This is a genomic window from Paenibacillus peoriae (genome assembly GCF_022531965.1).
GTDB lineage: Bacteria > Bacillota > Bacilli > Paenibacillales > Paenibacillaceae > Paenibacillus > Paenibacillus polymyxa_D.
The window spans coordinates 1,325,160-1,340,053 of the sequence record NZ_CP092831.1; the positions used below are offsets into that span (position 1 = coordinate 1,325,160).

Below are 14,894 nucleotides of genomic sequence, written 5' to 3' on the forward strand. Positions count from 1 at the left end.
AGTCTTGTCACTTGGAAGAAGGAGAGTTCTTGAACCGACTTCAACAAAAAACAGGCCTTGCCCCGAGAAATCATTTTTCTTGCGGAGGACAAAGCATCGTTAGTTTTTTATAGAGGGAGTTCGCGAACCTCTCCCATGCATGACGCATGGATTTTCTTCATTAGTATCTGCCACGAGGACAGACGGCTTTAGCATTGTCATTATAGCATGGCAGGGCTATTTGATAAACACTCCACCAAATGGAATGACTTCCCTTAAAAATCGCTTGATCACGCCATCGTCGTTCATATCCTGTTGGAGCCGCCGATGATGCTCCCCGGCATGGAATAGTACGGTACCCTGTCCGGTCATTTTAAAATGATAGTTCATATGCTGGCTGGCCAGATGGTTGCCGTACACGGTCAACTCTAGATGGGCGTTTTCGGGATAGGCAATGACGCTGCTCGCATCCACATAGATCGGTTCTGTCGGATGAAGCTGTTCCTGACATACCAATCCCTGCGTCAAAAGACCGATTTGACCCACACCATCAAATTTCATTTTTATAACATCATGGCTAAATAACATGTTTTTCATGCTTAGCAGCTTAGTACGCATTTGGATACCGGAGCTGTACCAGAACAGGTTGCGAAAATCGTATAACAGATCATCGCTTCCTTCAAGCTTAATCATTTTTAGACTAAAGCCAGGTGGAAGTGCGGCAATTAGGCGACAAGCTCCTGTGAAATCGGCCTGAATCAGTTTGTGTTTGCGATACATGCCCTTAATATTCATCAGTTTATCACTGCGGCCTGAGCTGGGCCCGCGGTATGCGATGATTTGCTGCGGATGCAGAACGTGCAGCTTTTCTCCTTCCGCCAGATCGAGCGTTACGACCGAACCGACGCTTTCATCATGGTGTTGTCCTGCTTGTATGTCCATTCAGACCTTTCATCCTTTCAGACAGTTAGTATCTTCCCGAACGTCGACGCATCCCGTAACGCAACAGTCGGATACCGATAAAATAACCGGCCAGCAGAATTATAGCCGTGATGATGAGCATTTTATTTCGGTGTGAAGCCTGATCGCGCTGGGTTTGAAGATTTTTTAATTCTGTGACTGTGTCAGTCAGCTTGCGGTTTTGCTCCAGCAATTGGGCGTTTTGCTCTTGATAGGCTTCTAAGCTGTTACGGGCCTTTTCCAGATCCTCCTGTGTTTGTCGATAGCTTTCCTTGAGCTGATATACATCACCAGGTAACCGCGAAAATTGCTCGAAGCCCTGATATACATCATCCCAATAAGCAGCATGTACTTCGGGTACACGAGTTATCCCAAAAATAAACAAAAGTGCTATAGCAGCGCAGACAATGCGGCGATACAAAGCAAAGCGACAAGTTGGTCGTGCCAAGAGATGTTCCCCCTTTTGATAAACCAAGATGTTAGATGATATAGATCATTACCCATATGACATGGTTACGTATAATATAACGATACGGATGCAGATTTTAGAAGAAACGGACGATAAATACGGAGAAAATGTTCTCAAGAAAAGTCGTTATATTAGTTTAAGTGTACCTTAAAACGGGTATATCAAGGAAGCGGCAACATTCCGGCATTTTTCCCAGCATACGAGTTAAGAACGATCCGCACCTGATCAGGTCTTAAATATGAATATATGAACTGAAATATATTAAAAATTAATATAGAAGGAGATTTTGCAAGATGAATGAGAAAGAACAAAACTATAAAACTTTAAAAATCACTGTAAATGGAAAGCCGTTATCAAAGGATCTCGTCGTAGATAGTACTACTTTTGCCCCTATATCTGATATTTGCACAAAAACGAATGTTTCTTTAACAGAAACTACAATCTCATAAGTTTAAGTATAGAAGTAGACTATAAAATAGCCCGGCATACGCCGGGCTATTTTTGCGCGTTCATGTAATTCAAATGGTTTAAAATGTTATTTACCAAACTAGGTCCCCCTTCATAAAGATTCCCATGTATAATTTTCACAATCAAACATACGTTCCCTGACAATATAGTGTCAGATAACACTGTTAATTTAGAGTTACATGTTCTTTTAGGGGGAATTTACCAGTGGTGAAGTCAATGCTCAATGTAACGTACACATGGGACAAAGAGTCTATATCTGCGAATGGGTCCAAACAAGTAAATCTACTGATAGAATGGGGCTATGGAGCTAAACGTAAAAGAAAAGGAAATCTAATACCGAAAGCAGCGGGATGTGACCTTCAACTCCAGTTCATTCCAGAAAACGGGGTAAGTCTATTAAAAGCTGAAGGGGTAAGGCTCGGTTTTAAACGCTCGGAAAACGGAGATAGCATGTTTGTTCACTGTGGTGATGTACGGCGGGGAAAATATAGACAGGCTATTTTGACGTTTTCTATACCGGCTCACTCGTCCGGAAGACATACGATTGGAATGATGGAGTGGAGCTGGCGCAAGCCATCGCAGGAAAAGCGAACGATGATCCGGACAGACCAGCTCTACATCCATTTTACGCATCATCTTGGTCTGCTGAGCATTCCATCCAACCCGAAGGTGGAAAAATACATAAAGCTGAATGAGACGTCCCCTATTGTAAAAAAGGCATTGCGTATGTACGAGAAAGGGGAATATGAGCAAGGGGCGTTCATCCTTACCAGACAAGCAGATGAATTACTTATACGTGCAGCAAGAAGCGATGATATGGACTACCTGCAGGAAGCCGAGTTGCTTCTGGCTATACGTAATAAATGGAGTGGTACTTTTGTATCATTTACAGCGTATAGTTCTAAAGTCTTTTTCAATAAGGCAATATCGCTAGAAGATGTTCATTTTACTGAAAATGATACTTTGAGATAGGCAATTATGCTAGTTTATTTGTGTAATATAGTGAGTCTAATTTACTATCTTTTTGTAAAGGAGAGACTTCCTTGACTGATCGGTTGATACGTTTAATGCGGATTATTACTATTGTTCAGGCAAATCCAGGGATATTGGCAAGAGAGCTTGCCGAACGTTGTGAAACATCAGAACGTACCATATACCGAGATATGGAGGCGCTAAGCGCTATGCATATACCGATTGCGAATATGGGGCATGGCAAGGGGTACATTTTTATTAGCAATTTCGCTTTGTATCCTCTGAATTGGACGGAAGAAGAGGCAGAGGCTTTTACTAAGCTGGGAGAGATTATGGAAACGGTAAAGCCTCTTTTACCGCCAGCTTTTGAAAGTGCTTATGAGAAAGTGATGGCCTCTAGTCAGAAAAAAAAGATGGAACAGACGAGCTTCGCGCAGGAAATGAAAAATATTGTCCGGCTCGGCTCGACACTTGATCGGGAAAACCAGCCCTATCTGCTCAGGCTGATTGTTTTAGCGAGTCTTACGCAGCAGACCATTGAAGCGGAATACAGTTCGCCTCAAAATGAAGATGTTTCACTCGTTCAGGTGGATCCTTATTGTTTGGTTCCGCAGGATCGGCGATTCTATATGCTTGGTTTTTGTCACAAGCAATCCGCGATGAGAACCTTTCGGATCAGCCGATTTCGGAACATGAGAATTTTGCCGTATACGTTTCAAAAAAATACAACTGAAATGGAAATGTTTTTTAAAGGGACCTGGTCGGTGACCAAAGGAAATCAGAATATCCGGTTTGTGGTACGTTTTTCTGCCGAGTCTGTATATCGGGTCAAAGAAGAGGAACTGTTCATCAAGCCTTTTCTTAAGGATTTGCCGGATGGAAGTTTGTTGTTTGAGGTGACGGTCAATCATGACCGTGAATTTTTGGATTGGCTCACTTCCTATGGAGCTGAGGCCGAGATCCTGGAGCCTTTACGGTACCGCAAACGAATGCAAGAAATGCTGCGGACCTGGGGGGCATTCTATTTCGATAAAAAGGCAGGAAATTAAGAATAACAGGGGGAGATCCCCCGGAACGGGCCGGGGAGCTATCCGCTTAACGGTCCTTAAACAGGTTGGCGAGATTGCCAAAAGGACTGTACTGTTCCTGCTCTTCTTCAGGTGAGGAGTAGACGAGCTTCGATCCACGGCTTTCCTCATCGTCAGCAGCATTATGAACTAATGTAATACGATCAAAATGGTACATGAAAACCTGAGCGGTGTTCACGGCATCATCCAGTGCCCGGTGTTGTTGACCGTCAAAGTCAATGTTGCACAATTCCAGCGCCTGAGACAGGCTCAACTGACGGTACTTTCCATTGGAACCAAGCAGACGGGAAATCTGCTTCTGTATATCATTTGTATTATGAATCCATCCGAGATCTACATGATGGGTACGACAATGGGATACCAGCTTCTGACGGTCATCCGGGCCCCATGCGCATAAATAATAAGGGGAATCCGTACCGAGCCAGGCTATGAACTCCTTCACAGCTTCAGGAAATAGTGGAGCGGCATCAATGTCTCGTTGAGTAATACCCGTGAACTGAACGGTATCAGTAGAGAGTACAGGTCGATTCGAGGGTCTTACAAAACTGTGAAACGTATCCGCAACGTATAGGCCATCGTCTCCCTGAACAACTTTGACGGCACCGATATCAATGATTTCGGAGGAATATCTGGCGTTACGACTAACGGTAAATTCAAGATCGTAAATAATGTATTGCATTTCTGGACTCCTTCCACACATATAACTGATCCCGATGGGGATCGGGACGAATGTTCTTGCCCGAGTGACTCTTCTCCATCATACCTCTCGGTTCACAACTTGTCAGCGGTTAAAAGGTTTGCTTTTTAAAAAAATATGCGATGTCCAAATGAGCTTGGACTATCGCATATCTATAAACGCCTGACCTACGGCAGCATCCGGAACCACTAGGATGCTGCCTTTGCTAGCTATCGAATTAGGCCGGGAGATCTAACTTTTGTCCGGGATAAATACGGTGAGGATTCTTCAACTTATTCAACTGTTGAAGCTGTTGCCAGGTGGTACCATGTTTGCGGGAAATGTCATACAGCGTATCCCCGGATTTCACAACATATACATGGCTATTTGTAACTTGTGCAGAATCGGATGTCTGCTGTGGCTTGGCTGTTTGAGACTTTGCCGGTGCCGGTTTTGCGGGCGCTGGTTTCGCAGCCGGTGTAGAGACGGATTGCGGCTTTTCCTGCACAGGTGCGGGTGTTGCGGTTGTAGCAGATGGCGCAGCTTGTGTGGCAGGGACAGACATTTTACCATCAGTCTTGGCTTCTTGAATGCGACCGTCTGCTTGTACTTGCAGGCTAGCGGAGCCCACCTTTTGCATGTAGCGGATTAACGCCTCATCAAGCGAGCCGAACATACCTGCCTGTGGATATTTAGCGAACATCGTATATTGGTCACCACCTACGGCAGTAAAATCATTGGTGGCCAGTGTATATATTGCCTCAGGATCAAGTGTCTTTCCGCCGATCAGAATGGAATGAACACGGCTGCCTTTGGCTGCTGATGTGTCTATTTTGAACGAGATACCTGATACCTGCGGGAAACCTCCGCTTGGCTCTGGATAGGAGGCTGTACCATTTTCCAGTGCGGCCTGAATGTCAGAGCCTTTCACCTTCAAGGTAACGATCTGGTTGCCGAAAGGTAGCACAGTGATGACGTCTCCCTTGGTTACCGTTCCCGTCTTGATGGAAGCCCGGATGCCGCCACCGTTCGTTAAAGCCACATCTGCTCCCGAAACGTCACGCATAGCATCGGTGAGTAGGTCACCGAGATTGGTTTCACTTGCACGTACCTTTTCGCGTGCTCCTTCCAGATCCACACTTGTTTGCGTTACAACCTCTTTTAGAATAGGTTCCTGGTCCTTTTGAATGGAGGCGATCAATGCAGCAATTTCAGCGTTGGGCTGAACGTCCACTGCTTGAGTCGAATCAATCAGCTTGGCTTGCTTTTGCGTAACCTTACCGCCGTCGACCCATAAGTCCACAACACCCAGATACTTGGTGTATTCACCTGCGCTAGCGATCAATGTACCATTGTCACTAACCAAGCCTTTTTCCAGTACAGTATGGCTGTGTCCATCGATGAAAATATCAATGCCAGGCACTTCCTTAACAACTTTGAGGCTGGTGTCCTTACTAGACACATCCTGCCCCAGGTGACCAAGAACAACAACGACATCTACTTTGCTGCGGATTTCATCAACAGCCGCTTTGGCCTCAGCCGCAGGATCGGTGAATTGAATACCCTCAACATTTTTAGGATTCGTCTTATATGCTGTTTCTGGCGTAGTCAGACCGATAATACCGATTTTAACGCCGTCCACTTCTTTAATAACATAGGGTTTGAACAAACGTGTTCCGTCTGTTTGTTTAATATTGGCGCTGAGCACAGGGAACTGAATTTCCTTACTTAGCTCGACAAGATGCTTCCAACCATAATTAAACTCGTGGTTACCCGGAACCATAGCATCATAGCGCAGCTTGTTAATCACTTTCACAATGCTCTCACCTTTAACCAAAGTAGCGAAGGTCGTTCCATGAACGGTATCCCCGTCATCTAGCAGCAGTGTATTGGGATTAGAAGCCCGGTACTGATCAATGATACCCGCCAGCTTGGCGAATCCCATTTCCTTGTCATTCGCGACCACGTGGGCATGGGTATCGTTCGTATGTAGGATGGTGATGTGTTTACCGCTGACTGGAGTCGTTGCCGTTCCCGCTGTTCCCACATGGGTTGCTGGGTCTGCTGCTGCTGTACCGAGACACCCAAGTAAAAGCGCGGCAGTCGTCAGGATCGACGAGAGTTTTTTCCATGAGTTCATGTTGTTCCTTCAACCTCCCATAAAATGAATGAATTAGAGAAACCGCTTACGACCACATTTTATCAGATGATTGTAAAAATAACTTCTATTTTATATCAAAGCACTAAAATTTTTTGATATATCGGTTGTTAAACCCATCGTCTAGTTACCTATATTATAGAGGAAGTAATAAACAGTAACCTACGGGTGGGGAACTAGCGTTCTGTTTTGTGATCAAAAAAAAGGGCAGTCTCTTTGGGCAGCCCGATCCGGGGTAAATAGTGATCCAACGTTTCGTCAGCTAGTGGCGGTTTTCCTTCACTCAACAAAAGCACGGCAAACCGATTGGCCTGCTGTTCAAATTTTCCTGGGGAAAAGTAGGAGTGCTCCTCCATAAAAAAGCGGCTAATGCCTTTATGCAGTCGGTCATGTCCCAATTCATGCGCACAGACGAACCGTTCCCATTCGGGTGTGAGGCCATTGTGGATAACGATAAATCTTCTACGCAACTTGTGGTAATACAGCCCTTTGGTTGTGGGGCCTAGATCGCAGTATCGGATATGGATACCCAGAGCTTTCGCAATATCAAAGGGACAGTTGGTACGGTATTTTCGGACAAGTTTGTGAATAAGCTCGTTCATACGATCACCTGCTATCCCTGATCTTTGCCCGTTCGGGGCTCTTTGGGCTTTTTATGTTTGTTCATCTGCTTGGCTTCCCAGAACAGACCTGTCAGCACGTCCTTGATCCGTTGACGATCTTTTTCATCCAGCGGAATACCATCGAACATTAATTCGTCGTCTTCCTCCAGCATTTTTTTAAAATCCCGGCGGTCTTTGGAGGTTGCCCATTCTGGCACAGTAGAACGATAAAGTTCATGTTGATTTTGCTCCATTGAATCATCGTCTCCCCAATATCCGGCGGCCTTCATCATTTCGGTATAGGATACGCTAAGCGCATCCGCTATTTTGCGGAGAGTGGAAGGTTTGGGGATTCCGCGCAGTCCATTTTCAATGCGGGAAATTTGTGAATTGCTAATACCTGCGGCGTCTGCCAATTGGTTGATGCTCAAGTGTTTGTGCTCGCGCTGCTGTTTTAAGTAAGTTCCGAATGCTGGCTGTTCCACAATGGGGGCTCCTTTCTGCAAGAGAATCATAGATATTGCTTTTATTATACCATTAGGTAAATAGTAAAAGCACGTAATATGCCAAAAGGCATAGGAAAATAAAGCGAATATCCTGTTTTTGGAGCTATACTGCTTTTTTTGAGGATGGATACCTATCCTAAATAATGTTATGTTATACTCAAGATACGAACAAAAGGGGAACACAATGTAAACATGAGCGTTTTCTATTTGAGGATTTTGCAAAATCTTCATTTAAAAATACATCATTGTCAAAAGGCATATAAGGAGTGTTGCTTTACATGAGAAATAACTTACCCGAATTGGACCGTCGCAAAACGCAGAATGCATTGGAGGGTGTGTTTGAGAAATACCGAATTTATAAAACGATTACCTTTATGGATCGGGAGAGCTTTATTACGGCTGGCTATACGGATCGCCCGAGCGGCCCAACAAATGTGACAAGCGATCCAACGGCCCGGACAGCCGTATATAATGTAGATGCTCCTGCCGCCCGCTTGGCCTACTGCGAAATGGTGGATGCCGTAGTGAGCCGCTTGAATGAACGCGAACAGCTGCTTATCCGTGAACGTTATTTAAAGGATGACGATGTGTTCGATTACAAGGTTTACAATTATGTGTTAGACCCGCCAGTCAGCAAGGATACGTATACGAAGCTTCGCACGCGTGCTTTTTACAAAATGGCGCTTGCACTGGCGGACCAAGGCGTTTTAAATTTGGCAGGCTTGCAGAAGGGCGCGGATCGAAAATTGGGTTGATGTAATAATTATCCACTTGTTCTCATTTCTATTTTAAAATGGTTTCCTAAAAGGCTTTGATTTCCTGTAATAACAGGGGTCAAGGTCTTTTTTTACGATACGAACATGTGTTCTCAAAAAACCTCCCAACATCATCCCTAGCCTCTGCTTTTATCGTCCATTTCCCCGGCAACGCATTCGTTATTAGGGTGTAAGATTATATCATCGGGAATCAAGACAAGAGGACATACCGAAGACACACACAGTCAAACGTTAGCCGGCCATTAGGGCCGGTTTTTTCATGCGGTGATCGTCTCTGTCGGTTCCCGGGAATTCGTTGAATAGAAAGGAGGAGTCGTGTTGCCTAAGCAAGGGATGCTGCAATGCATGAGTATGGAGCTGCGCCGGATGAGAACACGGAAGTGGAAAAAAGCCTGGCTGAATAGCCACAACATGCGAACGCAGGGTACGCAAAGGTGGCATGCCGCAGAATGAGACAAGCCTTTAAGCAAAAGCTTATTGAAATTATTCCAGCGCTGCAAGGGCGTGTATACGATGTTCAGCCACCGTCGCAGACGGCAGAGGAGCCGTATGCTGTTATGGCGCTGGGCGAGGAAATCTGGAAGTCTTCCTGGGCCGGCTATCGGCAGGTTGTCCGCATCATGCTGTACGCAGGACAAGCCGGACTGGCGCAGGCTGACGTATGGGCGAATGCCCTGATTGCCGGGCTGCACCGGGAACCCGTGACAGGTGCAGGTGAGGATACATCGGCTTTTACCGCGCACTATTTGGGCGTGCGGGATGCAGAAAAGCTGGACACCGTTACGGGCAAGGCCTATAGAACGCTTCGTTTTGGCGTGTATGTGCCTGAGACGGAAGGTGGTTTGGCCGTTCCAGCAAGCGGTGCTACACAGCCGGAAGAGTGGCTGGCCGCGCTGGTCCGCTGGACGCAGAAGCAACTGGGTGAAACGTGGTCGGTATACGCCGACGCATGGCCCGCACAGCCGGGGCGGCAAGCGGTACTATGGCGGATGAGCGGCTGCGAAACTAGGATGGCGGGAGCCTCCATGTATGAGCTGCGCAAACGGTTCATCGGGCATATTACCGCCCCGGACACAACCGAGGAAAACCGCGCAGCTTTCGCACTGATCGAGGGCTTTGCCGCTCAAATCCAGCTTCCTCTGGATCAGGACAAGGGCCGTTATATGTCTACAGCTGAAGCTTCAGCCGATTTGCAGGCAGATGCCATTTTAGATGGTCAGCTTCGGCTGATGTTAGTACAGCGGCGTATGCGTCCGGCTGAGGAAGCGGCGTTGATTCGCAGAGTGGAAATTCATCCTATTTTGAAATGAGGTGGTCCGAGTGACCTTGGAAAACCATGAGAAGACCCTGGTATATGCCGAGCAGAAAGCAAGTGGCCCCCGCTATACGCTGGAGGAGCTAAAGGAGCACGCAGAACCATTGTTTTCCGTGAAAGAAGAAGTGCTGGCAGGCGCCTTTTTTGGCACACAGGACAAGCTGTTTACGGTAGCAGAAGCACACACTAAAATCGAACAATTTATGAAAGCGAAGGTGGACTAATTATGGCAGGCGGAACATGGGAAAACACGAATAAACCGGTATTGCCGGGTTTGTATATGAATTTTCAGGCAGCAGCAGCTTCAGCGATTCAAGGTGGGTCGCGTGGTACGGTCGTTGTGCCCGTTAAGGCGAATTGGGGCCCTGTACGTGAGTTTGTAGAGATCGGCAGTGAAACGGCAATCAGCCAAATCTTTTCGGGTGACAGTCTGGACGGTGCGACCGCGTATTCGACGCTGTATCTGGCTTTGCTGGGCGGTCCGAAAAAGCTCTTAGCCTACCGTTTGGCAGATGATACAGCTGCTGAAGCATCTGTGACGCTGAAAAGCGGCGGTGCGACCCCGGCGGATGTGCTGCGTCTGAAGGCTTTGTACACAGGTAGCCGCGGTAATGGTTTTGCTGTAACTGTACAGCCAACTTTGGGTGATGAGCAAGCTCGTGAGGTGCGCCTCTATGAAGGAACCAAGCTGCTCGGCACGTACAAAGGCAGTGACGGTACGGCTGCCTCTATCGCCAAGGCGATGAACGAGAACAGCGAAAATGTATGGGTGAAGGCCGAAGTTGTCGGCGACGGCGGCATTCCGGTGGATGTCAGCGGCGTACACCTCACTGGCGGCAACAGCGGCAATAGCAAGCTGGTTAATGCCGATTACATCGCGATGCAGGAGGCACTTGAAGGGCAGGAATTTAATGTCTTGGCTCTGGATTATGCAGCTGATCTGGCATTGCTGCAAAGCTTCGCTGCCTGGATCAAGCGTGTCCGGGGCGAAGGTAAAGGCGTAATCGCTGTATTCGGCGGTTCTGCGGCAGATGATGTGTCCAAAACGGCTGTTAGCTTGGCCTCTGCACGTTCCCTGGCGCTGAACCATGAAGGCATCGTGAACGTCGGTACAGGCGTACGTCTGGCAGGTACGGACTACAGTTCCGCTCAAACGGCTGCTTATGTAGCTGGACTGATTGCAGGCCAACGTCTGAATCAATCGGCAACATATGCGGTTACGCCTTTTGAGGACGTGACCCGCCGCTGGACACGCTCTGAGCAGGAGCAGGCTGTTCGTAATGGTGTCTTCCTGCTGTTCTTCGACGGCCGTCAGGTCAAAGCGCTGCGTGGGATCAACAGCTTGGTGAATCCATCTGCTGGGCAAAACAACGCATGGAAGAAAATTCGTTCCATCCGTGTCATGGATGCTATTAACGCTGACTTGCAGCGTGCAGCCGAAGAGACTTACATTGGCAAAATCAACAATACGGTGGAAGGCCGTCTGGCACTTATCGGTGCAATCAAAGAATACCTGGCACAGCTGTCGCTGAGCAATGTCATCGAAGCAGATGGCTACGATGTTATTCTCGACCCGGCTTACTACGGCGATGCGCCAGTTATCAAACCGGAGCCGGATCAAGTGTTCCTGCAATGGAACGTGAAGCTCACCGACGTGATGGAGCAGTTGTTCGGCACATTTTACGTGCAATAAATAAGCATTTTACGTGTATAAGCATTTCGCAGGCAATCGGCAGAAATGAAGTAGCTTGTTAACAACGAGGATTTTATGAAATCCCGAACTATATTATGGATTATTTTGAGGAGGAAAAAGAAATGTTGGATGCTTCAAGAGTCATTTTAGGTACGTATGGTCAGGCGCATGTGGACGGGGTGTGGCAGACGAATATCAATAAGCTGGAAGCTAGCGTAGAAATGGAAAAACGCGAGCTGAATCTCGTGGGCAACGAGTGGAAGGTGCACAAGCGCGGTATCAAAAAAGGGACGGGAACAATGAGTGGCTACAAGGTCACATCCGATATGATTCGTCGCGGTTTTAACCGTTTTGAGATTATTACTAAATTGGATGATCCAGAAGCCTTCGGACATGAAAGTATTCGTCTTATTCGTTGCACTCCTGACAAAATCCAACTGGCCAACTGGACAGCGGGTGAAGAAGTACAGGAAGAAACGACCTTCACCTTTGAAGGCTATGAGCTTCTTGATCCGATTGTAGCAAACTAAATTGAAAAACGGGGGATGGGATGCTGTCAGGCGTTCCGTTCCCCAAATACAAATGAACAATAAGGGAGAATGACTTATGAGCTTGAATGAGAATATGACAGAAGAACAAATTTTGGACAGCCTGTTTGAAGCCGCTGAAAAACTACCGGAAGAAACGGTTCGTATCAAGCGCCTCGATATGAAAATTGTGCTGCATGGCCTGACCTCCAGTAAAGTGGACAGCATTCGTGAACGTTGCACGATTCGCCGAACCGTGAAGGGGGCTGTAGATGAAAAAGTAGATACTGAAACGTTCAACGCCTTGTTGATCTCAGAAGCTACCGGAAAGCTGGAAGTGAAGGGCTTGTCCCTTAACGGTTGGGGCGATCCTCGGATTACAAGCCGCTTGAAGCTGTCCGGTGGCGAACAGTCCGTCCGCCGTATGCTGCTGGCGGGTGAATTGGATGCAGTAGGAGATAAGGTGCTGGAGCTGTCCGGTTTTGGCGTTGAGATTGCCGACTTAAAAAACTAATCGGCTCCGGGGGAATGACGACGATGCTGTACCACTTGTGGGTCCGGCACCACCTCCGCCCCGGAGACTTTTGGCGGCTTCCCCGCGGTGAGCGCATGCTGCTGCTGGCGTTTGCCGAACAGGAAATGGATAGCATAGCAGCTTCAAAAGCATAAACAAGGAGGTGAACATGATAGATGGCAGAAGCATTAAATTACCGCATGAACCTTGTGATTGATCCTAAAAACGTCATTAAGGCGAACAGAGAATTGCGCGCAATGGAACGTTACTTTGAGCGGATTCAAGGACGTGTGTTGAAAATCGGCCGCACTCGCATGGCCCCGGAAATTGTGCTGAACGATATGGTTTCTAAAGGCTTGGATAATTTGTTGAACAAGATTAACCGAGTCAAATCTCAGATTATTAATGCCTCGGGCAGTGTGAATTTGAAGGTAAGCAGTAGCAGTAGTGTGTCCATCGACGGCATTAGTGGTCTTATAACAGCGTTGGAGAACAACACGAAGGCAGTTAGAGGCAACACTGGTTCAAACATACTAAACAGTACAAAACCTAAAGCAGAAGAGGAAAGTAAACTTCCTGCTTGGGCTGAGGCACTGCAAAAGTATAATGAACCTGCTAAGGTTGTTCAGGAAGTGTACAAAGGGGTTACAGGTGAAGATTTAAGTCTTCAAACGTTTAAAAAGATGCCCGCCGCTTTTATGGAAACCAGACAAACGTGGAAGGAAGGCGGAGCAAAAGGAGTACTTAAAAAATTCTTTTTTCCAGATAAGAAAGAAGATGCTGCAGAAGGAAATGCTGAAGGCGCTTCAGGCAATAAAGACCTTTCGGAGATTAAAGAATTAATTCAGAAATTAATTCAAGTTACCTCAGATAAATCTACTGGCGGGTTTGGCGGTGGCGGCGCAAGTAGCCCGGGAAGAAGGAACAAACGTTCAGGGGGTAGAAGATCTGGTAATAGAGGCGGTAGTCGTCGGTCTTCGAGTAGTCAAAGAGATTTTAATTCAAGAGCCGGAGAGATAGCAAGAATTAATATTAGAGATCGGAACTCGATACAAGGAAACAGAAGCGGACGACAAAACGCTGGAGGTTCAGCAGAATCCAATCCTCGGATTAACCCTGCCCGAAGGGTTCCAAGCCCAAGAAATCATCCGAGAAATCCTGGTAATCGCCGCTCTTCCAAGTCGGGTGGTATTCTTAGCTTTGCAGGCGACTTGCTAACGGGTGGAACAGATATAGATGCTTCTTCTGTCCTAGATATGGTGAGCGATAGCGGATTAGTTGAAAAAGTGAGTAAGGGCCTGGGCGTAAGCAAAAAGTTCATTAGTGGGCCTTTGGGGGTTCTGGCAGATGCAGCAAGCATAGCTACAGCAGCTCCGGGCATGGAACGCGCACAAGCGATTGGTTCCACCGTAGGTGGGGCGGTTGGGAGTACGGTAGGCGGAGCAATTGGAACATTTTTGCTTCCAGGTGTCGGCACTGCTGTTGGCTCATATGTGGGCGGTTTAGCAGGTGACTTTTTAGGGGGCAAAGTGGGCGGTTGGATTTCAGACCATGGCTCTGAAATAAAGGAAAAGGCATCCAAAGTAACCGGATGGCTTTCTGAGAAGAGCGAAGCCTTTGGTGATAGCATCTCTAACTTCTTCTCTTTTGGTAAAAAAGATGAACCTAAGAAAGCCCCAGCTAAGCCGCCTGAAGTACCTAAACCTGCTATACCACCTCAACCTGCTGTAGCTGTGGCTACCAAACCGTTAACACCTATGCCACCATTTCCGGGGTTACCACCCGGCTCTCAAGTGATGTATGGACCTCAGCAACCAGGTGCAAAAGGTGTCCCTAATCCTTATGGACCGATGGCTATAGCTAACCAGGGAGTCAATCCCAACCCACTACTGAATACTGCGGCTCATGCGAATAATGGAGCCAAAGCTAAAGGCAAAGGTAATGGTAATCCGACACCTCAAGTAGTACAGATCAGTCCTGAACAAATGGGAACACTGTCTGGCTTTTTGAAGGATTTTAAAACGGAAACCACCAACCAATTCAATCTTCCTGCGGGGGCTGTACAGGTCACTGTACATGAGAACAAGCTGGATGTGGATGGGCTTATTATGCAAATTGGCTACCGTCTCAAAGCTGAAATTCTGCGTGCAACGCAGAACACCAAGCCTGTAGGCGCTGTAGCTAAGTAATA

At 47.1% G+C, this 14,894-nt stretch carries 17 protein-coding genes and 1 riboswitch; of the genes, 11 read left to right on the forward strand and 6 right to left on the reverse strand.

The window, feature by feature from the left end:
- Positions 1-93: 93 nt before the first annotated feature.
- Positions 94-137: riboswitch (PreQ1 riboswitch) on the reverse strand.
- A gap of 79 nt (positions 138-216) precedes the next feature.
- The gene (locus tag MLD56_RS05925) at positions 217-921 is read right to left on the reverse strand and encodes an AIM24 family protein (protein ID WP_029516150.1); all 705 of its coding nucleotides are present in this window, start codon (positions 919-921) and stop codon (positions 217-219) included.
- Between the two features lie 25 nt (positions 922-946).
- Positions 947-1,387 (reverse strand): SH3 domain-containing protein, encoded by a 441-nt coding sequence (locus tag MLD56_RS05930; protein WP_023987365.1) that lies wholly within the window; start codon positions 1,385-1,387, stop codon positions 947-949.
- A 314-nt stretch (positions 1,388-1,701) separates the two neighbouring features.
- Here MLD56_RS05930 and MLD56_RS05935 point away from each other — a divergent pair, with 314 nt between their 5' ends.
- The 3 genes from MLD56_RS05935 (at position 1,702) to MLD56_RS05945 (ending at position 3,897) form a co-directional block, all read left to right on the forward strand.
- A complete protein-coding gene (locus MLD56_RS05935) occupies positions 1,702-1,857 on the forward strand; it encodes a hypothetical protein (protein ID WP_165144572.1) in 156 nt (51 codons plus the stop codon).
- A 223-nt stretch (positions 1,858-2,080) separates the two neighbouring features.
- On the forward strand, positions 2,081-2,848 hold the full coding sequence (locus tag MLD56_RS05940) for a hypothetical protein (RefSeq protein WP_029516151.1): 768 nt from the start codon (positions 2,081-2,083) through the stop codon (positions 2,846-2,848).
- 71 nt (positions 2,849-2,919) lie between these two features.
- On the forward strand, positions 2,920-3,897 hold the full coding sequence (locus MLD56_RS05945; protein ID WP_029516152.1) for a helix-turn-helix transcriptional regulator: 978 nt from the start codon (positions 2,920-2,922) through the stop codon (positions 3,895-3,897).
- A 46-nt stretch (positions 3,898-3,943) separates the two neighbouring features.
- On the opposite strand, the gene MLD56_RS05950 is transcribed toward MLD56_RS05945, so the two are convergent.
- From MLD56_RS05950 to MLD56_RS05965, 4 genes are all read right to left on the reverse strand, one after another.
- Entirely contained in the window at positions 3,944-4,615 is a 672-nt protein-coding gene (locus MLD56_RS05950; RefSeq protein WP_029516153.1) for a 3'-5' exonuclease, read from the reverse strand.
- Between the two features lie 235 nt (positions 4,616-4,850).
- Positions 4,851-6,752 carry a 5'-nucleotidase C-terminal domain-containing protein gene (locus MLD56_RS05955; protein WP_029516154.1) on the reverse strand — a complete coding sequence of 634 codons (1,902 nt, stop codon included), beginning with the start codon at positions 6,750-6,752 and terminating at the stop codon, positions 4,851-4,853.
- A 194-nt stretch (positions 6,753-6,946) separates the two neighbouring features.
- Entirely contained in the window at positions 6,947-7,372 is a 426-nt protein-coding gene (locus MLD56_RS05960) for an ImmA/IrrE family metallo-endopeptidase (RefSeq protein WP_029516155.1), read from the reverse strand.
- 11 nt (positions 7,373-7,383) lie between these two features.
- The gene (locus MLD56_RS05965) at positions 7,384-7,857 is read right to left on the reverse strand and encodes a helix-turn-helix domain-containing protein (protein ID WP_029516156.1); all 474 of its coding nucleotides are present in this window, start codon (positions 7,855-7,857) and stop codon (positions 7,384-7,386) included.
- Positions 7,858-8,156: 299 nt separating this feature from the next.
- Here MLD56_RS05965 and MLD56_RS05970 point away from each other — a divergent pair, with 299 nt between their 5' ends.
- The 8 genes from MLD56_RS05970 to MLD56_RS06000 all read left to right on the forward strand — a co-directional run bounded on the left by MLD56_RS05970 (position 8,157) and on the right by MLD56_RS06000 (position 14,892).
- Entirely contained in the window at positions 8,157-8,633 is a 477-nt protein-coding gene (locus tag MLD56_RS05970) for an ArpU family phage packaging/lysis transcriptional regulator (RefSeq protein WP_029516157.1), read from the forward strand.
- A 339-nt stretch (positions 8,634-8,972) separates the two neighbouring features.
- Positions 8,973-9,107, forward strand: a complete 135-nt coding sequence (locus MLD56_RS25970; RefSeq protein WP_256026078.1) for a hypothetical protein — start codon at positions 8,973-8,975, stop codon at positions 9,105-9,107.
- Positions 9,104-9,964, forward strand: coding sequence for a hypothetical protein (locus MLD56_RS05975; RefSeq protein WP_029516158.1), 861 nt, complete (start codon positions 9,104-9,106; stop codon positions 9,962-9,964). Before MLD56_RS25970 ends, MLD56_RS05975 begins: the two co-directional genes overlap by 4 nt.
- A gap of 10 nt (positions 9,965-9,974) precedes the next feature.
- The gene (locus MLD56_RS05980) at positions 9,975-10,193 is read left to right on the forward strand and encodes a YqzN/YkzM domain-containing protein (RefSeq protein WP_029516159.1); all 219 of its coding nucleotides are present in this window, start codon (positions 9,975-9,977) and stop codon (positions 10,191-10,193) included.
- Between the two features lie 2 nt (positions 10,194-10,195).
- On the forward strand, positions 10,196-11,662 hold the full coding sequence (locus MLD56_RS05985) for a phage tail sheath family protein (RefSeq protein WP_029516160.1): 1,467 nt from the start codon (positions 10,196-10,198) through the stop codon (positions 11,660-11,662).
- 122 nt (positions 11,663-11,784) lie between these two features.
- Positions 11,785-12,192 carry a phage tail tube protein gene (locus tag MLD56_RS05990; RefSeq protein WP_007429163.1) on the forward strand — a complete coding sequence of 136 codons (408 nt, stop codon included), beginning with the start codon at positions 11,785-11,787 and terminating at the stop codon, positions 12,190-12,192.
- A gap of 76 nt (positions 12,193-12,268) precedes the next feature.
- On the forward strand, positions 12,269-12,703 hold the full coding sequence (locus MLD56_RS05995; protein ID WP_007429164.1) for a phage tail assembly chaperone: 435 nt from the start codon (positions 12,269-12,271) through the stop codon (positions 12,701-12,703).
- Between the two features lie 176 nt (positions 12,704-12,879).
- A complete protein-coding gene (locus MLD56_RS06000; protein WP_029516162.1) occupies positions 12,880-14,892 on the forward strand; it encodes a tape measure protein in 2,013 nt (670 codons plus the stop codon).
- Positions 14,893-14,894 lie beyond the last annotated feature (2 nt).